Consider the following 20,277-nt stretch of genomic DNA (forward strand, 5'->3'; position numbering starts at 1 on the left):
CCATAGAATCAGTCGAGATCATAACTTATAATTATGATATTTTTCTCGAAAGAATTTTAGATCAACTTAACATCCGATTCTCAATACCTGGAATTCAAGAAAATGATGCGAAGTTTAAAATTTATAAACCACATGGTTCAATTAGCTTTATCTATGAAGGCTACATGCCTAAAGATAACTATAATATTCAGACAGAACTTTCATTGAACAACGGTGATATATCAAAGTTTCAAATTAAATATGATAACTTAAGCTTATACATGCCTCTAATCCCGATAATACCCCCAGCAGGTGAAGCCCATCGATATGCTCAAAACTGGGCTAACTCAATAAAATCCCACTTAAAAGGCTCCATAAGCAAATTTAAAGAAAAAGATGATTTCTTCATATGCGGGATATCATACTGGCATGTTGATCGGGCTGAAATTGATGAAATAATCCGAGAGTTAAATAGCGATGTAAATGTAAGAATGATTAACCCGGGTAATGTTGAAGGGTTAAGCGCTATTTTAGGTATGGTTTTTAATAGTTATATACATCACTCATCCTCCGATATTTTGAAGGAGTTAGTCTAATGGATATTTTGAAGCGAGATTCCAATAGCATAAATATTGCCTCTTTCTGGGAAGGTTATTCTCTTAATAAATTCAACTTTGACCCTCCATATCAAAGAGATAGCGTTTGGGATGAAGAGAAACAATCTTTCTTCATTGATTCAATTCTTAGAAATTATCCTATACCACCCATATTTTTGCATCAGAAAATTGATGATGATACTGGAAGAATAACATTCGAAGTTGTAGATGGTAAACAGCGTTTAACTGCAATTGTTAACTTTATCAAAGGAATTATTATTTCTGCAAGTGAGGAAAATGATGATGAGTTAACTGGAGTATCATTTGAAGATCTTGGCAATGAGAAATATGCTGAAATCAAGAAACTATTTTGGCGCTATCAAATGCCGATAGAATATATTGATACTGAAGATGAAAAAATAATTGACAGCATTTTTGATCGTTTAAATCGAAATGGAGAACGTTTAAATGGTCAAGAGCTTAGAAACGCCAAATATCACCAAACAAATTTCTATCAAAGCGTTGTCGAATTGTCTCAAATACCTTTTTGGCAGAAAACATTAAACCATGTAGATAAAAAAAGGATGGAAGATAAAGAATTTATCTCTGAACTTGTTTTTACCCTTCTTGAAAACCAGGTATTTGGAGCAACACAAGATATCATAGATGAACTATATGAGAAATATTGCCCTCAGGATCAGGATTTATATATTCCGGCCTTACAGGAATTTATAAATGTTACTTCCTATTTGCAAGAAATGAATATCGACTTCAAGGCTTATAAAGCTAATGGCGTAAGCCATCTTTATGGGTTCTTTAATTACGTAATTCACTGTCATCAAAATGGTATACCTGTTGAATACGCTTCAGATGTTCTTAAAAGATTTCTTGATAGTCTGTGGGACAAAGGTAATAATGATAATGAAGAATTGCGAAAAGAATACCGCAAAACAATGAGTTCAAGTACAAAAAGCAAATCACAAAGGAACAAACGAATAGAGGTGCTAATCAGTCTTTTAGATAATTAGTTTACCCCTGAGGTTCAATGTTTTTTGCTCTTAACGCCTCCCTCGCCAGTTCCTTCAACCAACTGGCGAGGCTCACCCCTTCTTCAGCCGCCACAGCATCCAACTGCTCCTTCAGTGCCGGATCAATACGCATCTTAAACTGCGGAGACTGCCCGCCGCCTTTTGGTTTTTTTTCGCGCGATATGATTGACATGAGGCCACCTATCCATCTACTCTGACACACATAGGAGGCCACCTAATCCTCCTGTATTAGCAACGCTCCGAAGTGCGGGAACACAACCGGAGCGTCTAACCACACCAACTATCAAGGAGTTGATTATGGCTGATTCGCATTCTACCCCAGACACCGACCAATCCGGAACCGAGCGTTCGTTAATTGTGGGATACCGCCCGAATGTTTACGACAAATCTACGCCAAAAATCATCCTTTCCGGAAAGTGGCTGCGCGCGGCGGGGTTTGATACCGGACAGCAGGTTACGGTAAAGGTCATGAAAGGGTGCATCGTTCTGGTGGCGTATAATGAGCAGGAGCAGAGGTTGCAGGATGATTATAAACGGACGAAGGTAAAGCTCACTGAGATAGAGGACGCACTTGCAGCGATTCAAACGCAGCTTCCTGGAAAGCACCTCGCAAAATCAAATACAAACCACCTGGCGTAGCGGCTGTTTCTGGCATACTACGAGCTTACAGGCATCAACCTTATGACGCGGAGGCAGCATGACATATGAAGAATTAATTAATTCACCAGCCGGTGAGTTTGTCATGTTTGCCAGCAAGGATGGAAAAGTTCGCATTGAATGCCGCTTCGAAAGCGATACGTTGTGGCTCTCACAGGCCACGATCTGTGAGTTATACGGCAAAGCCAAAGCTACGATCAGCGGGCATATCAAGAATATTTTTGATGAGGGTGAGCTGGTCGAAAATTCAGTTGTTCGGTTTTACCGAACAACTGCCAGCGATGGTAAAGTATATAACGTTCAATACTTTAGCCTGCCCGTCATTCTCGCCATCGGCTATCGAGTCCGGTCCACGCGAGGCACACAGTTCCGCCAGTGGGCCACCCAAACGCTCCAGGAATACCTGGTTAAAGGCTTCGTTATGGACGACGAGCGCCTGAAAAATCCACCTGTGGGATCTTCCGCAGTCCCTGACTATTTCGATGAAATGCTGGAACGCATTCGCGATATACGAGCCAGCGAACGCCGGGTCTATCTTCGCGTGAGGGAGATTTTCGCATTAGCCGCGGATTATCAGCCGTCACTCAAAGAAACCACGCAATTCTTTCAGACCATCCAGAATAAACTGCATTTTGCCTGCACGGGACTCACCGCTGCTGAGTTGATTCACAAACGTGCGGACGCCACTCAACCGCATATGGGGCTGACCAGCTATAAAGGCGAAGAGGTCCGTAAAAGCGATGTCACCACCGCAAAAAATTATCTGTCTCAGGATGAGGTGAGCGAACTCAATCGCGTCGTTAATATGTGGCTCGATTTTGCTGAAGATCAGGCCAAACGCCGCAAGCAGGTATTTTTACGGGACTGGCAAACCAAGCTCGATCAGTTCCTGCAATTTAATGACCGGGACGTTTTAGAGGGCGCAGGAAAAATCAGCAAGAAAGCGGCTGATGAAAAGGCGTGCTCAGAATACATTGAGTTTGAAAAAAAGCAGCGCCTGCTGAAAGAAGCCGAAGGTGAGAAAGATATCGTCGGCTTATTAAAATGGGATAAACAGGCTAAGCGCTAATCCCGGTATCTCTGCTCAACTTCATATGCAGCAGCGGAAACGGATTTCCCTGTCCGTCCCGTTCCGAACGCCCGACCTGCTCAAACCCCATATGTCTATAAAACGCGACGCCCTGCGGATTCTGCTCGTTCACATCCACTTCATTTACGCCAAATTCTGCGATGGCATATTGCAGCAGCATTTTCCCGACGCCCTTCCCCCGGCTTGCATCATCCACAAACAGCATTTCAATACGATTTTCATCTACGCCTAAAAAGCCGTGAATAACACCAACTTCATCACGTGCAACCACAACCGTGAGATTAGGCAAATAGGCATTAAGCAATAGCGGACGCAGCGCCGCGATATCGCTTTCCAGCAAAAAGAGATGCGTGGCGCGAACGGACGACTCCCAGACGGCGACGAGGCGTTCAAATTGTGCGGGGTGTGCAGCTTCTATTTTCATGTTCAAATTCCGGTTGAGTAGAGTTTCGGAGCGGCAACGTAATAAAAATCAGCTCTGCGACGTGCGCCACACGCCAGGCGTACAGCCATACTCCATCTGAAAATGACGAATAAAATGCGCGCAGTCGCTGAACCCCATCCGCTGCGCAATATCCGTCACGCTTTGCTGTGAGTTCTTCAGCAGCCAGCAAGCATAGCGCAGCCTGGCGCTGCGGATAAACTCGCGGGCCGTTTTGCCAAACTCGGCGGTGAACAGCCGGTTAAGCTGGCGTTCACTTAGTGCCACTTCTCGCGCAAGCCCGGCGGTTGTGAGCGGCCGGGTCAGGAACTGTTCTATCAGCATGACGGCGCGACGCAGCCGGCAGTCGGGGATCAGCGCCAGATTCGCCGGGCGGGGGGTGGCAATTTCATGCGGGACGAGCGACAAACGCTGGCAGGTGGTGCTGGCGATATCATCCCCGGCATGGGCGCGGATAAGCTCAGTTGCCAGCGTCAGGGTGGAAATGCCGCCCGGGCAGGTCAGCACATCGCCATCATCAATAAAGTCATACCCTTGCTCAGCGTAGACCAGCGGGAATGCCTGTCGAAACGCGTCCAGGTGGAAAGGATGTATAGAGGCTCTTCGTTCATTCAGCAATCCTTCCTGCGCGAGGACAAAACTGCCGGTGCCAATGCCAATAAGCGGAACGCCGACATGGTGGGCATACGCCAGATATGCTTTATCTCCCCGATACCCTAAATCCAGATACTGCAATTCGCCGCCGATAACCGCAAGGTAGTTAAAACTTTCCGGCGGGGCATGGGGGGAATCCGGTCTCATGATTATTCCCGCATTGCTGATAATCGGGATATCAGGAAACTCACTTATCAGGCTGATTTTAAATGCTAATTTATCCTGCGCTTTCGCTGCATAACGCAGCGCTTCCAGCAATCCAGATACCGCCAGAAGTGAATAACGGGGCCATAATAACAACCCAATATGCAGACACTTTGCCGGTACTGATTTCCCCCCATCGGGAGAGTCAAATACAGTTTTCATTTACTTGCCAAATTTAAAATTAATTACATTATCGCAACATGAGATGTCGCACTTTATATTTCTAAGGTAATCCTGATATTTTAAATCAAGCATAAATGAGACGGGAGGAAAATATACTGTTTTTCTCGTTTATATCATTCTTTTTTTGTTCCCCGGCACACATATGTCGGTAATGTTCCTAACGTAAAGATATAGTTACCATTATGTTGTTCATTGATACGCATATAAATACTTTTTCCTGGATACACAAAAAATTGTGGTTCGTATTTTTCCAGCCAGCGGTCTTCGACATTATCGTCCGGGAAGGTCATGTTTTTTTCTGACGTCAGCAAATACAGGTGATCCTTTCGCTCCACCCGGAAGGAAATTTTTCTGTCGATGGTTTTACCCGGATCGCTCTGCGCGCGGGCATTCATGCTCAGGGTGCCGAATTTCCCGTCAAAGTTATAATTCAGCCAGACCGTCAGCGTCTCATCCGGATGGTGCTGTACCAGATTAGCCTGGCATGAGAAAGGCTGAACATAGGAACGGTGCCACAGGTAATAGCCCATCAGCACGCCTGCCGTGACGAGGCACGTCGCAATGAGGTACAGCATCTGCCGAAAACGAGTCATGCTAGCTATCCTTCAGGAAATAATCAGATATACAGCGGTTCGGTTCTTTCATCGGCCGATCGCAGCGAATAACCGACGCACGGGGCAGCAGAGCGTACCAGCTGATGTAAACCCAGGGGTATTGCGCGCATTCAGCCTTGAATTGCTCCACATAGGTCAGCGCGGAGGCACGTTCAGCGTGGGTCTGGATGTCGTTCGCAAGATAAACGCGACAGGCGCCGATGGATGCCGCGAAGCGGTAGTCCTCAACAAAACGATTTTCCCTGGCGTTCAGATACGCCGTCACGCCTGCCACCGCCAGCACGAGCAATAACCCTATGACCACAGCCATCCAGCGCGTGTGCTTTTTAGCAACAGGGGCTGCTGGCGCGGGAGTTATTGACGCCTCCTCGAACGCCGGTGCCTCCACGCACTGTTCATCAACGGGTTGAGCCGCGGCAGGCGAAGGCTCTCTGACGGTTATTTGCGTATCGCTTGCCAGCGTCAATCCAATGCGAGGAATGGTAACGATAGGATCAGTTTCAAAACCAATCTTTTTGAGCCCTTTACGCAGGATTGAGATGTTCTGGTAATAGGTATTGGAGGAGACAAGCATGCCACGGCTTTGCCAGACAATATCCAGGAACTCTTGCTGAGTGACAATCGACCCTGCTCTGTCGATTAATAGCAACAGGCATCGGCCTGCTGGCGAATTTAACACAACCACGCGGTCAGGATTGTTGATATCACGTAACGTGCTGGCCGCAGGATGAAATTCGACGATATTATTTATTATGTAATGCTTATGCATAGGGGCAGTATGAATTCTCCGGTTAACATATGTTGAACCTGAGTCACCGCATGTATGTGATGACAGTCGCGTCGGGATCAATGTGACTGATTAACGGCACGCTGTATATCTCAGCAATTGGCGAAAAATCCTATTTTATATTGCTTCTCTTAAGCTTCACTGAACCTGCATAAGTACTCAACCCTTGCAGAATGCGGCTTGCAGAGCCGCCGCATCAGCATCCTCTCCCGTTATGATCTTTTATGAAGTGAATTTTCGCTCACGAGAATTATCTGACTACCGGCAGCATCTCAATATTCAGAACCTCGCCTTTTGGTGCACGGCTCGCCTCTTGACATTGACGAATCCCTACATAAAAAAAGATTGTACGCCACGGACATCTGTGTCCGAAATATTCAGCACCCTGAAGGCTTAACTTTTCTTAACCTGTGTGATATCAATAACTTTCAACCTTTTCGTATACTATCCAACCACCTTTTCATCAGTTTTTATCGATGATAACACTCGTAAATTGTTATTCCCCGTCAGCAACTTCACACCCGCACTGACACCAGAAGACAAACTCCTTACAAAACATTTATCAAAGCTAAATTTTCATGAAAAATTGCGGTTATCATAATTTACAGAAAGCGAAGCGGAATAAGACCAATCAGAGGGAAACGTCGTAACCGGTCTCGATCTTAGTAATTAATACAATTTTAGATTAATTCAGATTACCTCTTTATTGGCCGACGTATAGTAGGCCTACACTATGCAATACGTCATTGCTTCGAGAATACTGGCGATAACGCTGTATATAATTCGCCTGATTACTATTATAAATCGAGGGGATAACATGACGCACACTACCCAAATAACACAGCATATTACAGTTGCACTGATGGGCGGCGATCATTATGCAAGAAATGGCATTAAAACGTTATTAAGCAGCATTCGCGATGACCTTCAGATCAATATCGTAGAAGGAGGTTATCACGAACTGGATAAGGTACTGTCGTCGATTCGTATCGATATCTTATTTATATCAGGCGCAGAGAAATATCATACAGGGTATGACTCCCTGAAATATTTAAAAAAAATCAAGGCCGCACATCCCGAGGTGATTATCTGCCTGTACTCCACCTCTGCCCATTGTCTGTTATGGGTCCGGGAAAATATTGATGCCTATATCTCGCTACAGAACACGGTTTATCAGTGGCGGATGAAGCTAGCAAAAATGGTTGATAGCCATTATCGGCCCCAAAAGCAGCCAGCGGCGTTATCGCTGACGCCAGGAGAAAGGAGGGTATTAAAGGAACTCAGGAACGGACTGGATATACGTTACATCGCAGAACTGGAGAAACTTTCTTATCGCCGCGTGAGCGCCTTAAAAAGCTCAGCAATAAGAAAACTCGGGCTCAGGAATAAGACAGATTTGCTGGTCTTTTTAACCAGTTAGACCTGCCGCTTTCAGAGCAAATCTCGTAATAAAAAAAAACCAAGGAACTATGAAATGAAAGCACGCCTTACTTGCCATTCTCTGCTGGCATTAAGCATTGCCGCCCTGCTGCCAGCGGGCTCAGCACTGGCCGCCACCACCAGCGGCGGCACGGTCAACTTCAGCGGTAAAGTGGTGACCTCCGCCTGCGCCATCAGCGCCGGCAGCGCCAATATTGACGTCGACATGGGTGAAGTGCGTACCGCAACGCTTGCCGCCGCAGGCAGTGAAGCCAGTACCGCAAAAACCTTCGCCATCACGCTGGAGGATTGCGAAATCGCCGATACCTCCGCTTCCACGGAACAGAACCCCATTGCCGCAACGACCGTGGCTATCACCTTCACCGGTACGCCGGACAGCACCGATGTGAATAGCCTGGCCGCGGGCGTAAACGGCGGTGCCGGCTCGGCGCAGCATGTCGCTATCCGTCTTTATGACGAACAGGGCAACGTCGTTAGGCTGGGTGAACCGGCAGCAGCCATCCCTCTGCGTAAAGGGGAAAACACCCTCAACTTCAGCGCGAAATATTACTCACCGCAGGGCAATGCCACGGCGGGTGATGCCAGCGCGGTCGCTACCTACACCGTGACCTATTCGTGATCTTCAGGCCCGGCCTGTTGGTCGGGTCTGACTCAGCTTCAGGAGATGCACAATGCGCGTAAACACATGGATTTGTCTGGCTGGCACGTTATGTTCATCCGCCGTGTATGCAGGCGGCGTGGGGTTGGGCGCAACGCGGCTGGTCTACGCAGGCGCGACGACGCAGACGATGATGCAGGTAAGAAATACCCATCCTGATGCCACTTTCCTGATCCAGTCCTGGATGGAAGACGAGAAAGGGAGCCGTACGCACGACTTCGTCATCACGCCGCCGCTGTACGTTATGAAGCCCGCCAGCGAAAGCGCGGTGAAAATCATGTTCAGCGGCAAAACCCTGCCAGACGATCGCGAAACGCTGTACTGGATGACGGTCAAAGCCATCCCACAGCAGGTTAAAAACGGTTCCGGCAATTCACTGCAATTTGCCTCAGCCAACCGCATCAAGGTCTTTTATCGCCCTGAGTCGCTCCGGGAAGGCGCAGGAGAGGCATGGAAAAACCTTGCTGGCGCATACCGCGCGGGGAAAGTCACGCTGACCAACCCAACGCCGTATTACCTCACCACCATTAACCTGAAAATTGATGGCAGGCCGGTGTCGCCCGTCATGGTGCCGCCGAAAGCCAGCGTGACGCTGGCAGACACCTTCAGCCAGGCGAGCAGCCTGAGCTACCAGACCATTAACGATTATGGGGCCTGGACGCCCGTCACCCGCACGTCGTTGTCCCAATACTAAAAACGGTAAGGCGTGACCACATGAAAATAAAAATCCTGTGCGCCACGGCGATCGCCCTGGTGATTCGGCAAGCCGTGGCTGCCGAAAGCGAGCTGCACTTTAATCCTGCGTTTCTTAACGGCGAACAGGCAAACAGCGCCGACCTCGCCTGGGTCAACGCCGGGAGCGCGTTGCCGCCGGGCGAGTACAACCTTAACGTGTACATCAACACCCAGTTCGCGTTCACAGGTAACGTCACGTTTCGCGCCGCTGAAAATACCTCCGGTGAAGCCCTGCCGTGCCTGACGCCTGCGCAATTCGCCGCACTTGGCATCGATAGCCGTCAGGCGAAAGGGGGGGAGCTGTCGCCTGCGCAGCGCTGCATTTTTTTAACCCAGTCGTTCGCCGATACCCGGTTTGATTTTGACCAGAGGACGCTTACCCTCAACTTCACCGTACCCCAAAGCGCGATGCGCACTCTGCCGCGCGGGTACGTCAACCCGGCGAGCTGGGAATCCGGCATCACTGCCGCGTGGCTGAACTACGTGGTCAATGGGGCGAATAATGCGTATCGGGGCGAGACGCGCACGCGGGAACAACAGCTGTTCGTGAGCCTCAACAGCGGCGCCAACCTGGGCGCATGGCGGCTGCGTGACTTCACCACGTGGACCAAAGGGAGACACGAGCTTACCCACGTGCAGACCTGGCTACAGCGGGATATTCGCGCCCTGCGTGCTCAGGCTTATGCCGGTGAAACGTTCACGTCATCTCAGGTGTTTGACGCCGTTGGCCTGCGTGGCATCGCCCTGAAGACCGATGACAACATGTTGCCCGCCAGCCTGAGCGGTTACGCGCCTGAAGTGCGTGGCATCGCGCGCAGCAACGCCACGGTGACGGTTCGCCAGAACGGTAACATCATCTATCAAACCTCCGTTCCGCCGGGCGCGTTTGTGCTGAAAGATCTCTATCCGACCTCTTCAGGGGGCGATCTTGCAGTCACCCTTCAGGAGAGCGACGGCAGCCAGACGCAATACACCCTGCCCTTTGCCAGCGTGCCGAATCTGGTGCGTAACGGCCAGATGAAATATGCCCTGGAGGCGGGGAAATACCGTCCGACGAGCAATCAGCAGTCGCCCTCCTTCGCGCAGGGTGAGCTGTTCCTCGGCTGGCGATATGGCCTCACGTTTTATGGCGGGGCGCAGTTTTCCGATCGCTACAACGGCCTGGCCTTCGGCATCGGGCAGAATCTCGGCCGCTTTGGCGCGTACTCCCTCGACCTGACCCATGCCCGGAGCCAGCTGGCCGATAATCAGCGCTACACCGGTGACTCGGTGCGCCTGCGGTATAGCAAGCTGCTGAACGATACCGGTACGCGGGTTAATTTCTTCTCGCTGCGTTATTCAACGGAAGGGTTTTATACCCTCAGCGATACCGCTTACAAAGGCATGACGGGCGGAGCGCCAGAACAGACCGTGGAAGACGATGGCACCGTCACCACCCGCTACGACACGGTTTACAACCTGCATATGTCGCGTAAGGCAAAAAATCAGCTGCTACTGTCACAGCCGATGGGCGAATACGGGGCGCTGTCGCTGTCATGGGATCAACAAACCTACTGGAATACGTCAAAAACCACGCAGAGCTTGCAGTTCGCGTGGAACGCAACGTTTCGTAACCTGTCGCTTGGCATCAGCGCCCAGCGTAGCGCAAGCCTGTACGACAACAAGAAAGACAACATCCTGGCGTTATCCCTGTCGGTACCGCTGGGTAACCCGGCGCTGTCGACCCGCCTTCGTTTTACCACCACCCATGCGGATCCCGCCGGCACCACCGCCAGTACGGGCATAAGCGGCTATCTGCCGGGACAGGAAGATCTTTTCTATAGCGTCAACCAGCGCTACAGCGCGCAGCAGCACTACGGCGGCGATGCCGCGCTGCAATACGAGGGCGCGTGGGGAGACTACAACCTGGGCTACAGCTATTCCGGCGACGCCCGCAACCTCAGCTACGGAATGAGCGGCGCTGCGGTGCTGCATGAGGATGGCCTGACGCTGAGCCAGCCGCTCGGCAACACCAATATTCTGGTGAAAGCCCCGGGCGCCAGCAACGTCGCTGTGCTCAACCAAAAGGGCATCAAAACCGACAGCCGGGGCTATGCGGTGATCCCGTACGCCACGCCGTATCGCGTCAATCAGGTTGCGCTGGATGTCACCACCGTGGGCAATGACGTGGAGCTTGAGAACGCCATCGCCAATAAAATACCCACCGACGGGGCGCTGGTTCGCGCCACCCTCACCACGCGTCAGGGGGCAAAAGCGATGTTTATCGTGCGTCACGCCAGGGACGTGCTCCCCTTCGGCACGCTGGTCTCGTCAGAGGATGACAACGCCAGCGGTATCGTCGGCGATGGCGGCAGCGTGTATCTGACCGGCCTGTCCGCGAAGGGAACGTTACGTGCCGTGTGGGGGCGCAACAGCACCCAGCGCTGCACGATCCACTATGCGTTGAACCCGCAGAATTATCACGCCCGCACCGGGCTTTATTCCCAGGAGGTTCTATGTCAGTAACCCTTCGGTTCCTCCCGTTGATCCTGCTGCTGTTCATCACCGTCCCCGTGCGCGGCTATGACGTGCTGGTTTCCGTGACCGGCAGTGTGATCGGCAATACCTGCATTGTCGCGGAAGATTCAAAGGAACAAGACGTGCCGCTCGGAACCGTCGGCATGAAACAGTTTAGCGAGGCGGGTGCGGTCAGCCCTGTTAAAACGCCCTTCACGCTCACCCTGGAAGCGTGCGGTCCCACCTTTGCTGGCGTGAAAATCCGCTTCAGCGGCATGCCGGATGACGAAAACCCGCAGCTTCTGAAAGTTGCTGACGGTGGCGCGACCGGCGTGGCGGTGCAGATTCTGGATAAAGACGGCGAGCTCATCCCGCTGGACACGCAGACCACCGCCTACGGTGCGGCGGGGGATGACAGCGTAAAAATGACCTTCTATGCGCGACTGGCCGCCACGGGTGCGCCGGTCAATGCCGGAGACGTTTCGGCAGTGGCGACCTGGACGACGGAGTACCAATAATGCGTTTACTGTTTTTAGCCCTGTTATTCATGACGTCTCAGGCGTTTGCCCTCTCCTGGACATCGGATATCACACTTTCCCCCACGCCCATGGCCTGGTCAGGCCCGGCAGATTCCATCGTGCCCGGAAAGACGATCGGCTCTGAATGGAGTGCAAGCGCGAGCGTATCGGAAGTGTTCTGGTGCGGCCTGGTATTTACCTGCTCCAAAGGAACGCTGGAGCCGAGCAGCAGCGTAACGGCCACCGGCATCACGGTGATTCTCGATGGCGCCAGTTACATGGTATTTGAAACGGGCGTGCCCGGCATCGGCTTCATTCTTGGGCTTAAAGATTATAACGGGACGACCTATGTCCCGATGCAGGCGGGCATTACGCAGAGCTATCCGGCCGAGGGGACAAACGGGTACGCCACCACACTGGGCTGGTCGGCAAAAGTGACGTTTATCAAGACCGGCGTTCCGCTGAAATCCGGCGTATACCAGACCCCAACCATTAACGCGGCGATCCTGACGGCCTATAACAACGAAGTGAAAACCGCACAGGTAATCATCAACCCGACCACCATCACGGTGACGGCAAGCGGCTGCACGGTGGGAACGAAAAGCGCCAACGTCGAACTGGGCACCATTGACGTTCACACGCTGCCCACCGTAGGCAGCACCTCGCCGTCGGGCGAATTTAACGTCAGCCTGACCTGCGATGAGAACGTGGCGGTTAACGCCGTGATGACCGATCAGACCACGCCGTCAAATACCTCGTCGGTCGTGACGCTGACCGGGGACTCCACGGCCTCCGGCATTGGCGTGCAGTTCTTCTATAACGGCACCGGGCCGCTGATGATGGGGCCGGACAGCTCGGCCGCAGGCACGACGGGACAGTTTTTCATCCAGACCACCAGCGCAGCACAAACGCTGTCGCTGCCGTTCCAGGCGCAGTACATCCGAACCGGAGAGCTGGTCCCCGGCTCGGCTAACGCCCTGGCGAGCATTACATTTTCGTACCAGTAGGTCAGTGTTTAACCCACACCAGCTGATCGACACGGAAGCCCAGACCGCGTGCGGTGTTCAGGTAGTCCTGTTTTACCGCATCCGGGATGGTCGGCGTACGCGATAAAATCCACAGGTAGTCGCGGTTCGGACCGCTGACCAGCGCGTACTGGTACTTATCGTCCAGCTTGATCACGTTATAGCCGCCGTAGAACGGGCCGAAGAACGACACCTTCAGCGCGGCCGTGGTGGGTTCGCCGGTAAAGTACGCCTTACCTTCGCTCTCATTCCACTTGTTCTTCACCGGATCGTAGCCGCGGTTAAGCACGCTGATCCCGCCGTCGCTGCGCGTGCCGTAGGTCGCGGTAACCTGTTCCAGACCGCGCTCGAAGCGGTTTTCCAGTCGGGCGACTTCATACCATTTGCCGAGATAGCGGCTGGCATCAAAGCCGGTTATGGGCTGCACGCCTTTCGGCGGCGTGGGAGATTTACAGGCAACCAGCGTCAGCGCAATGGCGACACCAGTGACAACAGGCCATAGCCTCATGAGAGCTCCTTTCATTTACGCGGTTGGATGTTAAGTGTAGTGCACCAATGCGGCGCTTCATCCCGTCGGGAAATATTCGTAGTATATTGAGATTATTCCTCCTCTTCGGATGCAGACATGGCTTACTCCATCGGCGAATTCGCCAGACTCAGCGGCATTACCGCCACCACGCTCCGGGCGTGGCAGCGACGCTATGGCTTGCTCAAGCCCGAGCGTACGGACGGCGGCCACCGCCTGTACAGCGATGAGGACGTTCAGCAGGCGCTGAAAATCCTCGACTGGGTAAAAAAAGGCGTTCCCATCGGCCAGGTAAAATCCCTGCTGGAACGCCCTGCTCCGCGCCGCGCCAATAACTGGCAAACCCTGCAACAGGCCATGCTGCAAAAATTGCAGGAGGGAAAAATCGAATCCCTGCGTCAGATGGTTTACGACGCCGGGCGCGAATACCCGCGGCCAGAGCTGGTGGCTAACGTGCTGCGTCCGCTACGCGGCCAGATGTCAGCCAACGTTGCCGCCGCCATGACCCTGCGTGAGATCCTCGACGGCATCCTCATCGCCTACACCTCGTTTTGCCTTGAAGGCGATAAAAAAGCGCCGGGCGATAACATTCTCATCAGCGGCTGGTATCTGAACGACCCGTGTGAGATCTGGCTTGAAGCCTTAACGCGCACCGGCCAGGGCCACCGCATCGACATACTGCCGGTTCCCCCTGCCGCGCTGGCCCCGGAAATTTTCCCGGACCGCAAATGGCTTTTGGTCACCAGCGGCAAGCTTAACGCCGCACGGAAAAAGCAGGTTGCGCAGTGGCAGCAGCAGGTTTCCCTTGAGGTCATTATCCTCTGATTATTTTCTGCTGTGGCAATCTTCACGAAAAGTTGAATATTTTTTCGCGCAGCGAGTGCTAACGTTTTCCTGTCAACCACAACTTAACAGGAAAACACGATGAAAAAGACACTCCCTCTGATGATGCTGGCTTCAATGGCTTTTGCTCCTGCCGCGTTCAGCGCCCCGGCAGGCACCCTGAGCGTGCACGTTCTGGACCAGCAAACCGGTATGCCGCCTGCGGATGTAACCGTCACGCTGGAGAAGCAGGAGCAGAACAAGTGGATCCAGATTGCCAGCGGTAAAACCGACCACGACGGGCGCATCAAATCGCTCTATCCGCAGGATGAGGATATGGCGCCTGGCGTGTATAAAGTGACCTTCAAAACCGCAGATTACTTCCACGGTAAAAAGCTGGAATCCTTCTTCCCGGAAGTGCCAGTGCTGTTCACCGTCACCCGCACCAACGAAAAACTGCACATCCCGCTTTTGCTCAGCCAGTACGGTTACTCGACCTACAAGGGCAGCTGATTGCCCTTGATTTTAAAGCAGATTAAAAAATAATCTCGCCAATACTTGGACAAACTCGCATTGTTGTGTAACTTTTAGATATGAGATCGGGAGGTGCACACCATGACAACGAAACCTGTGCTGGGTATTAGCGGATGTTTGACCGGTTCCGCCGTTCGCTTTGACGGCGGGCATAAGCGTATGGGCTTTGTGATGGATGAGCTGGCTCAGTGGGTCACTTTCCGTCCGGTATGCCCGGAAATGGCGATTGGCCTGCCAACGCCTCGTCCGGCGCTGCGTCTGGTGATGACCACCCGCGGCGAGACAGAAATGCGTTTTAGCAAAGCGCCGCATGATGACGTCACGCAGAAGATGGCCGCATTCACAGCGGATTATCTGCCGAAAATCGGCGATCTGTCGGGCTTTATCGTCTGTGCAAAATCCCCAAGCTGCGGCATGGAGCGCGTGCGGCTGTATGATGAAAACGGCAACCGGGGCCGCAAGGAGGGTGTCGGGCTGTTCACCGCCGCCCTCCTTGACACTTTCCCCTGGCTGCCCGTCGAAGAAGATGGTCGCCTGCACGATCCGGTGCTGCGGGAAAACTTTGTAGAGCGCGTTTTCGCCCTGCATGAACTGAACATATTGCGTAAAAATGGCGTGACGCGCCGGGCCCTGCTCGACTTCCACAGCCGCTATAAGCTTCAGCTTCTGGCGCACCATCAGGCGGGCTACCGTGAAATTGGCCCGTTCGTGGCATCGCTGCATGAGTGGGACGATCTGGACGCGTTTTTCGTGGCGTATCGCGACAAGCTGATGACGATCCTGAAAAAACCCGCTTCGCGGAAGAACCACACCAACGTGCTGATGCACATTCAGGGCTATTTCCGTAACCAGCTGAACAGCCGCCAGCGCGGAGAACTGCGTGATGTGATCCTGCATTACCGTGACGGCCTGCTGCCGATCCTCGCGCCGCTGACGCTGCTGAAGCATTACCTGGCTGAATACCCTGACCGGTATCTGATGACGCAAAACTACTTTGATCCCTATCCTGATGATTTGGGTCTGCGTCTGGCCGTTACCTGATGAGAAAGAAGCGAAGGCCCCATTGACCCACAGAGGCCCAAAGCTGTACCCCGTTTAGACGACACCCTCACTGTCGTCTTTTTTTTTGCGCTCAACGCAAAATACTGTAATTCTGTACAGGTTAAGATTGCACAGCGGAGTACCCCGATGATCAAAAACCTGCATATTCAGAACTACCGCTCGATTCGCGATATGTCGCTTGAGCTGGAGCAGCTCAACATCGTGTTCGGCCCCAACGGCACGGGAAAATCCAATATTTATAAAGCGATTTACCTGATGCACAGCGCGGCGCAGGGGCAATTCTCTCAGGCGCTGGCGAACGAGGGCGGCATTTTGAAGGTATTCTGGGCGGGAAAAACCCGAAGCGATCAGCTGCGACGCATGAACCTGGCGGTGGAAACGGAAACGTATGAATATGAGCTCCAGGTCGGGTTCGTGGAAAAGCTGCCCTATCCGTCACAGTTTCAGCTCGACCCGGTGATCAAAGAGGAGTCCATCTGGCTGAGCGGGCAGCACCGTCGTCCGTCGTCACAGCTGATGAAGCGTAAGAATCAGGCGGTCTTCCTGAACAACGTGCATCACGAAAAAGTGACCCACAGCGGTACGCTGTATGAGAACGAGTCGGTGTTCGGGCAGCTCGGCGAGCCGCACCTCTACCCCGAAGTGTCGCAGATGCGCGAGTCCCTGCGTAACTGGCGCTTTTATCATGAATTTTCCGTTTCGTCCGGCTCGGCTATACGTGCGCCGCAGGTGGGCTTCCGCTCGCCGGTGCTGGCCAGCGACGGCGCGAACCTTGCCGCCGCGTTTCAGACCATTGTCGAAATCGGCGACGAGCTGCTGCTGATGCGCATTCTCGACCAGGCCTTCCCCGGCTGCGTGTTTTACAGCGACAACACCGGCGGACGCTTTCGCATGATGATGCAGCGCGAGGGCCTGAGCCGACCGCTGGAACCGGCTGAATTTTCCGACGGCACGCTGCGTTTTCTGTGCCTGGCGGTGGCATTGCTCAGCCCGCGCCCACCAACCTTTATCGCCCTTAACGAACCGGAAAACAGCCTGCACCCGCAGATGCTGCCCGCCCTGGCGAGCCTGATTGCCGAAGCCAGTCGCTACTCGCAGATCTGGCTCACCAGCCACTCGCCGGAGCTGGCGCAGTTGATTGAGAAGCACCGTTCGTTTTCGCTGTATCAGCTGTCGATGGTGGAGGGGGAGACGAGGATGGAGCGGCTGGGGTAATTGCCATCCTCAACGGTAGTGCTGAGAGAATTGGTTTTAACGCGATGCTTTTCTAAAAGCTTCATGGGTTTACTCTTTCTTGTGGTTAAAATTTGCCTGGTCAATGTCTTAAAAGGACATCGATTGAGCCTAAACATGATCCAGTTTCACCTTCCATGCGGGCAGCGGGCATACGCTGGAGCGAATTGACATACTTGATGGAAGGATGTGACCCAATGCCGAACATCGAATCGAAAGGTGAGAGGAAAGGCTGGTAAATATGGCTTTGAATGGAACGTTGATACTTAACGGAGCAGACTATGCGCCATTTAACCTCTATGGGGTGGGTGTGTTTATGGCCCACTCCGGGCAGGGCACCTATAGAAATAATGCCAGTTGCGCAGCCATCCCCACCCTAGGCCCATTGCCACCCGGCAAATACTGGATTATTGAGCGTGGAAGCGGCGGACTTTTCTCATGGGTGAAAGCGAAATCACAAGACATCGTCAATCGTTATTTTTACGGTGCAGAGTTTAACCGCGATGAGTGGTTTGCTTTATACAAGGATGACTTCGGTATAGACGATGGAACATGGGTCGATCACGTTCATCGAGGTCTATTCAGGCTTCACCCGGGAACAATCTCCGAGGGCTGCATCACAATCGCTCATAACTCTGATTACGGGATAATCAGAGATGCTTTGATGAACACAACGCCAATGCAAGTCCCCTGCATGCGTTCTCTTATGGCCAGGGGATGGATCGAGGTGATTGACGGTGGCTTTACAAAAACTTGTACGTAGAGTTGTGAAGACGATTTACTTCGTCGCGTTGTCCTTCCCCGTCGGTCGCACTTTGGGCCCAGCTGAATTTTGGTTTGACTATGAAACAGCACATCGGATTGGTGAAGTGTTTTATGGCCCGGGCGAGATAGGTCAGGACGCTCTTTATGAGGTTTATACCTTTATTGGGCTGATAGCCATCCTTTTTATTACAACGATGCTCTACCAATTAACAATGAAGTTATTCAATAAAATAAGGAACAAATAATATGCCCATCCCTCCCTATATGTGGCTTAAAGACGACGGCGGCGCGGATATCAAAGGCTCAGTAGATGTCCAGGACCGCGAAGGAAGCATTGAGATAATCGGTTTAAGTCACGGTATCAATCTTCCGGTAAACAGCGCAAACGGAGCGATTACCGGCACACGTCAGCACTCTTCTATGAGGATCGAAAAGGAGGTGGATAGCTCTACCCCTTATCTTTATAAAGCAGCCGCCACTGGCCAGGCGCTGAAAAGCGCAGAAATAAAGTTTTATCATATTAACGATGCTGGTCAGGAGGTCTGCTATTACACCGTCTTTATGGAGAACGTGAAAGTGACCGGGGTTAACTGTAGCGTGCCTAACGTGAAAATCGCGGCGAACGATAAAATTAACCACGTCGAAAGCGTCAGCTTACAGTATGAGAAGATCACCTGGCGCATTGTTGATGGGAACATCCAGCACAGTGATGCGTGGAACGAGCGTGCGACAGCGTAAATCTAATAATGATAACGGCACATAACTTTTAGGATTGCTTCTTCCGTGGTGGCCTAAAAAGACCATGCGATGCTCAGAAGTGATTCGGCGAGACCAGAAGCCAGCAAGGCTATGCTTTAATGGCTCTGGTTTGCCGATTCACTCGAACGACGCTTTGCTTTAACTCATAACGCCGTTAAGAATGTGGGCTAAAGGGCGATAATCGATGAAATCGGGTCAATCGATAAACCGCTTGCGCACCCTTTCCAGCGGTGCAATCAGCAGATTGATAAGCGGCTTACGATCGATAACGATATCGGCGTTCACCGTCATCCCGCCCATCAGCATGCGCTTTTTCTTGTCCGGGTCAGTAAACCAGGAGGGGACGCGCACCTTGGCCAGGTAGTAGTTCTGCCCTTCCTGTAGCGGGATCAGCGCCGAATGGGCATCAATATTGACCTCATAGAAATCGGACAGCGTTGCCTCCACCGAACCGTATTTGTCCACGGGCCAGGAGTCAAAGCGCAGCTTAACCTTATCGCCTTTCGCCACGCGCCCCACTCCCGTTGCCGGAACATACAGATACCCCTCCATCGTCGCCGCGGTATTTTTACGGATCACCACCACCACCTCACTGTTTTGCGTAATGGCCCGGCCTGGCGGGAAGTTAATCGCCACCACGTAGCCATCCGAAGGGGCGAGCATAGCCATGGTGGAACTTCCCCGGCTGGACAGGTTGCGATCGATTTCGCTGATGCGGTTTTTCACGTACAGCTGCTCTTCGCTCAGCGAGTCAATTTGCGACTGGGTGCTGTCGGTCAGGCTGGTTTTGCGTGCCTCAAGCTCAAGAATAGTGCTCTCCTCCAGCGTCAGGTTGAGCTGGGCGTTGAGCACATCGTTATGGCTTTTATCGAGATCCACTTTGGAGACATAGCCCTTCCCGGAGACGGATTTCCACGCCTCGTAGGTGTCGGTGCTGTTTTTAAGCAGCGCGCGCAGCTTCTTCACCTTATCGCGAGAAACGGCTATCTGCTTGTCGGTAAGAGCCAGCTGCTGCGCCAGGTTTTTGCGGTACGACGCAATAGAATCCTCAATGGCCTGAATGCGCTGCTCGCTGCGCTTTTTCTCCGCTTCCATCTGCTGGCGGTCAAACTGCACCACCGACCCCTGCTTGCCGCCATAGTCCTGCGACACGGTGAACAGCGGATCGTTTTCCTTCACGTACTGGCCGGGCCGGACGGCAAAATCAACAAGGGTTCCGGACTCTCTGGCGCGCACTTCCACATCGCCCTGCGCCGGGATCAGCACCCCGCGTGCCAGCGTGGTTTCCGAAAAGTTGAAAGCAATCGCAAAGACCAGCAGGCAGAGAAAAAAGGCGATGAACAGCGTCAGCACGGTTTTCAGCCGCGGCGCGTTGATTTGATAGCTTTTTGAGAAGTGGTGCGGGATTAGCGCCCGACGCTGTCGGCTTCGGTTTTTTAATTTCACGAT

General features: G+C 52.4%; 23 protein-coding genes and 2 pseudogenes. 17 read left to right on the plus strand and 8 right to left on the minus strand.

All coding sequences use genetic code 11. The annotated features are described in order from the left end of the window. Positions 1 to 575, plus strand: a pseudogene (locus tag IM300_RS17590) (SIR2 family protein); the annotation flags it as partial. Next, positions 575 to 1,603, plus strand: coding sequence for a DUF262 domain-containing protein (locus IM300_RS17595; RefSeq protein WP_193037605.1), 1,029 nt, complete (start codon positions 575 to 577; stop codon positions 1,601 to 1,603). The pseudogene IM300_RS17590 and the gene IM300_RS17595, both read left to right, overlap by 1 nt. A gap of 1 nt (position 1,604) precedes the next feature. Here the strand turns inward: IM300_RS17595 and IM300_RS17600 are convergent, their stop codons facing one another. Next, positions 1,605 to 1,796 (minus strand): toxin-antitoxin system HicB family antitoxin, encoded by a 192-nt coding sequence (locus IM300_RS17600; protein WP_064489764.1) that lies wholly within the window; start codon positions 1,794 to 1,796, stop codon positions 1,605 to 1,607. A gap of 125 nt (positions 1,797 to 1,921) precedes the next feature. On the opposite strand from IM300_RS17600, the gene IM300_RS17605 reads away from it, so the two are divergent. Together IM300_RS17605 and IM300_RS17610 are read left to right on the plus strand one after the other, a co-directional pair. Beyond that, a complete protein-coding gene (locus IM300_RS17605; RefSeq protein WP_193037607.1) occupies positions 1,922 to 2,263 on the plus strand; it encodes a SymE family type I addiction module toxin in 342 nt (113 codons plus the stop codon). Positions 2,264 to 2,321: 58 nt separating this feature from the next. After that, on the plus strand, positions 2,322 to 3,350 hold the full coding sequence (locus IM300_RS17610; protein WP_193037609.1) for a virulence RhuM family protein: 1,029 nt from the start codon (positions 2,322 to 2,324) through the stop codon (positions 3,348 to 3,350). Here the strand turns inward: IM300_RS17610 and IM300_RS17615 are convergent. From IM300_RS17615 to IM300_RS17630, 4 genes are all read right to left on the minus strand, one after another. Next, on the minus strand, positions 3,340 to 3,795 hold the full coding sequence (locus IM300_RS17615; RefSeq protein WP_193037611.1) for a GNAT family N-acetyltransferase: 456 nt from the start codon (positions 3,793 to 3,795) through the stop codon (positions 3,340 to 3,342). The two genes, IM300_RS17610 and IM300_RS17615, sit on opposite strands and share 11 nt — an antisense overlap. A 48-nt stretch (positions 3,796 to 3,843) precedes the next feature. Continuing rightward, a complete protein-coding gene (locus IM300_RS17620) occupies positions 3,844 to 4,614 on the minus strand; it encodes a GlxA family transcriptional regulator (protein ID WP_226842352.1) in 771 nt (256 codons plus the stop codon). Positions 4,615 to 4,967: 353 nt separating this feature from the next. Next, the gene (locus IM300_RS17625; protein ID WP_064910040.1) at positions 4,968 to 5,447 is read right to left on the minus strand and encodes a hypothetical protein; all 480 of its coding nucleotides are present in this window, start codon (positions 5,445 to 5,447) and stop codon (positions 4,968 to 4,970) included. Position 5,448: 1 nt separating this feature from the next. Next, positions 5,449 to 6,237 carry a winged helix-turn-helix domain-containing protein gene (locus IM300_RS17630; RefSeq protein WP_107534385.1) on the minus strand — a complete coding sequence of 263 codons (789 nt, stop codon included), beginning with the start codon at positions 6,235 to 6,237 and terminating at the stop codon, positions 5,449 to 5,451. Between the two features lie 835 nt (positions 6,238 to 7,072). On the opposite strand from IM300_RS17630, the gene IM300_RS17635 reads away from it, so the two are divergent. From IM300_RS17635 to IM300_RS17660, 6 genes are read left to right on the plus strand one after another with little or no spacing between them, the layout of a single operon-like run. Continuing rightward, the gene (locus IM300_RS17635; RefSeq protein WP_063868730.1) at positions 7,073 to 7,675 is read left to right on the plus strand and encodes a LuxR C-terminal-related transcriptional regulator; all 603 of its coding nucleotides are present in this window, start codon (positions 7,073 to 7,075) and stop codon (positions 7,673 to 7,675) included. Positions 7,676 to 7,729: 54 nt separating this feature from the next. Beyond that, a complete protein-coding gene (locus IM300_RS17640; protein ID WP_112792086.1) occupies positions 7,730 to 8,314 on the plus strand; it encodes a fimbrial protein in 585 nt (194 codons plus the stop codon). 52 nt (positions 8,315 to 8,366) lie between these two features. After that, entirely contained in the window at positions 8,367 to 9,047 is a 681-nt protein-coding gene (locus tag IM300_RS17645; protein ID WP_063868727.1) for a molecular chaperone, read from the plus strand. A gap of 20 nt (positions 9,048 to 9,067) precedes the next feature. Continuing rightward, the gene (locus IM300_RS17650; protein WP_193037613.1) at positions 9,068 to 11,593 is read left to right on the plus strand and encodes a fimbria/pilus outer membrane usher protein; all 2,526 of its coding nucleotides are present in this window, start codon (positions 9,068 to 9,070) and stop codon (positions 11,591 to 11,593) included. Next, a complete protein-coding gene (locus IM300_RS17655) occupies positions 11,584 to 12,102 on the plus strand; it encodes a fimbrial protein (RefSeq protein WP_193037615.1) in 519 nt (172 codons plus the stop codon). Before IM300_RS17650 ends, IM300_RS17655 begins: the two co-directional genes overlap by 10 nt. Continuing rightward, complete coding sequence (locus tag IM300_RS17660; protein ID WP_193033083.1) at positions 12,102 to 13,109, plus strand: fimbrial protein; 1,008 nt, start codon at positions 12,102 to 12,104, stop codon at positions 13,107 to 13,109. Before IM300_RS17655 ends, IM300_RS17660 begins: the two co-directional genes overlap by 1 nt. Position 13,110: 1 nt before the next feature. Here IM300_RS17660 and IM300_RS17665 read toward each other — a convergent pair whose 3' ends face one another. Continuing rightward, the gene (locus IM300_RS17665; RefSeq protein WP_063452111.1) at positions 13,111 to 13,635 is read right to left on the minus strand and encodes a lipocalin family protein; all 525 of its coding nucleotides are present in this window, start codon (positions 13,633 to 13,635) and stop codon (positions 13,111 to 13,113) included. A 117-nt stretch (positions 13,636 to 13,752) separates the two neighbouring features. Between IM300_RS17665 and IM300_RS17670 the strand changes: the two genes are divergently transcribed. The 7 genes from IM300_RS17670 to IM300_RS17700 all read left to right on the plus strand — a co-directional run bounded on the left by IM300_RS17670 (position 13,753) and on the right by IM300_RS17700 (position 18,807). Beyond that, positions 13,753 to 14,478: a MerR family transcriptional regulator gene (locus tag IM300_RS17670; protein WP_063868720.1), complete on the plus strand. Its 726-nt coding sequence runs from the start codon at positions 13,753 to 13,755 to the stop codon at positions 14,476 to 14,478. 99 nt (positions 14,479 to 14,577) lie between these two features. After that, positions 14,578 to 14,988, plus strand: coding sequence for a hydroxyisourate hydrolase (gene uraH / locus IM300_RS17675; RefSeq protein WP_193037617.1), 411 nt, complete (start codon positions 14,578 to 14,580; stop codon positions 14,986 to 14,988). Positions 14,989 to 15,090: 102 nt separating this feature from the next. Then, the gene (locus IM300_RS17680; protein ID WP_063452108.1) at positions 15,091 to 16,050 is read left to right on the plus strand and encodes a DUF523 and DUF1722 domain-containing protein; all 960 of its coding nucleotides are present in this window, start codon (positions 15,091 to 15,093) and stop codon (positions 16,048 to 16,050) included. A gap of 147 nt (positions 16,051 to 16,197) precedes the next feature. Then, positions 16,198 to 17,286, plus strand: coding sequence for an AAA family ATPase (locus IM300_RS17685; RefSeq protein ID WP_193037619.1), 1,089 nt, complete (start codon positions 16,198 to 16,200; stop codon positions 17,284 to 17,286). A 259-nt stretch (positions 17,287 to 17,545) separates the two neighbouring features. Further along, positions 17,546 to 18,067 carry a DUF2778 domain-containing protein gene (locus IM300_RS17690; RefSeq protein ID WP_193037621.1) on the plus strand — a complete coding sequence of 174 codons (522 nt, stop codon included), beginning with the start codon at positions 17,546 to 17,548 and terminating at the stop codon, positions 18,065 to 18,067. Then, positions 18,042 to 18,314 carry a hypothetical protein gene (locus IM300_RS17695; RefSeq protein WP_193037623.1) on the plus strand — a complete coding sequence of 91 codons (273 nt, stop codon included), beginning with the start codon at positions 18,042 to 18,044 and terminating at the stop codon, positions 18,312 to 18,314. Before IM300_RS17690 ends, IM300_RS17695 begins: the two co-directional genes overlap by 26 nt. 1 nt (position 18,315) lies before the next feature. Next, positions 18,316 to 18,807 carry a type VI secretion system tube protein TssD gene (locus tag IM300_RS17700; RefSeq protein ID WP_193037624.1) on the plus strand — a complete coding sequence of 164 codons (492 nt, stop codon included), beginning with the start codon at positions 18,316 to 18,318 and terminating at the stop codon, positions 18,805 to 18,807. 2 nt (positions 18,808 to 18,809) lie between these two features. Here IM300_RS17700 and IM300_RS17705 read toward each other — a convergent pair. Then, positions 18,810 to 18,942 (minus strand): annotated as a pseudogene (locus tag IM300_RS17705) (Txe/YoeB family addiction module toxin); the annotation flags it as partial. An 81-nt stretch (positions 18,943 to 19,023) separates the two neighbouring features. Next, positions 19,024 to 20,274: an HlyD family secretion protein gene (locus IM300_RS22865; RefSeq protein WP_023298992.1), complete on the minus strand. Its 1,251-nt coding sequence runs from the start codon at positions 20,272 to 20,274 to the stop codon at positions 19,024 to 19,026. Positions 20,275 to 20,277: the final 3 nt, after the last annotated feature.

The sequence above is a fragment of the Enterobacter cloacae complex sp. I2 genome, assembly GCF_014896205.1.
Taxonomy (GTDB): domain Bacteria; phylum Pseudomonadota; class Gammaproteobacteria; order Enterobacterales; family Enterobacteriaceae; genus Enterobacter; species Enterobacter quasihormaechei.

Bases quoted from the DNA above. Each gene is read 5' to 3' on its own strand.
- IM300_RS17700 (WP_193037624.1), top strand. From the start codon at position 18,316: ATGCCCATCCCTCCCTATATGTGGCTTAAAGACGACGGCGGCGCGGAT.
- IM300_RS17670 (WP_063868720.1), top strand. From the start codon at position 13,753: ATGGCTTACTCCATCGGCGAATTCGCCAGACTCAGCGGCATTACCGCC.
- IM300_RS17620 (WP_226842352.1), bottom strand. From the start codon at position 4,614: ATGAGACCGGATTCCCCCCATGCCCCGCCGGAAAGTTTTAACTACCTT.
- IM300_RS17615 (WP_193037611.1), bottom strand. From the start codon at position 3,795: ATGAAAATAGAAGCTGCACACCCCGCACAATTTGAACGCCTCGTCGCC.
- IM300_RS17635 (WP_063868730.1), top strand. From the start codon at position 7,073: ATGACGCACACTACCCAAATAACACAGCATATTACAGTTGCACTGATG.
- IM300_RS17655 (WP_193037615.1), top strand. From the start codon at position 11,584: ATGTCAGTAACCCTTCGGTTCCTCCCGTTGATCCTGCTGCTGTTCATC.
- IM300_RS17600 (WP_064489764.1), bottom strand. From the start codon at position 1,796: ATGTCAATCATATCGCGCGAAAAAAAACCAAAAGGCGGCGGGCAGTCT.
- IM300_RS17665 (WP_063452111.1), bottom strand. From the start codon at position 13,635: ATGAGGCTATGGCCTGTTGTCACTGGTGTCGCCATTGCGCTGACGCTG.
- IM300_RS17630 (WP_107534385.1), bottom strand. From the start codon at position 6,237: ATGCATAAGCATTACATAATAAATAATATCGTCGAATTTCATCCTGCG.
- IM300_RS17645 (WP_063868727.1), top strand. From the start codon at position 8,367: ATGCGCGTAAACACATGGATTTGTCTGGCTGGCACGTTATGTTCATCC.
- IM300_RS17605 (WP_193037607.1), top strand. From the start codon at position 1,922: ATGGCTGATTCGCATTCTACCCCAGACACCGACCAATCCGGAACCGAG.
- IM300_RS17610 (WP_193037609.1), top strand. From the start codon at position 2,322: ATGACATATGAAGAATTAATTAATTCACCAGCCGGTGAGTTTGTCATG.
- IM300_RS17625 (WP_064910040.1), bottom strand. From the start codon at position 5,447: ATGACTCGTTTTCGGCAGATGCTGTACCTCATTGCGACGTGCCTCGTC.
- uraH (WP_193037617.1), top strand. From the start codon at position 14,578: ATGAAAAAGACACTCCCTCTGATGATGCTGGCTTCAATGGCTTTTGCT.
- IM300_RS17650 (WP_193037613.1), top strand. From the start codon at position 9,068: ATGAAAATAAAAATCCTGTGCGCCACGGCGATCGCCCTGGTGATTCGG.
- IM300_RS17680 (WP_063452108.1), top strand. From the start codon at position 15,091: ATGACAACGAAACCTGTGCTGGGTATTAGCGGATGTTTGACCGGTTCC.
- IM300_RS17640 (WP_112792086.1), top strand. From the start codon at position 7,730: ATGAAAGCACGCCTTACTTGCCATTCTCTGCTGGCATTAAGCATTGCC.
- IM300_RS17690 (WP_193037621.1), top strand. From the start codon at position 17,546: ATGGCTTTGAATGGAACGTTGATACTTAACGGAGCAGACTATGCGCCA.
- IM300_RS17685 (WP_193037619.1), top strand. From the start codon at position 16,198: ATGATCAAAAACCTGCATATTCAGAACTACCGCTCGATTCGCGATATG.
- IM300_RS17660 (WP_193033083.1), top strand. From the start codon at position 12,102: ATGCGTTTACTGTTTTTAGCCCTGTTATTCATGACGTCTCAGGCGTTT.
- IM300_RS17595 (WP_193037605.1), top strand. From the start codon at position 575: ATGGATATTTTGAAGCGAGATTCCAATAGCATAAATATTGCCTCTTTC.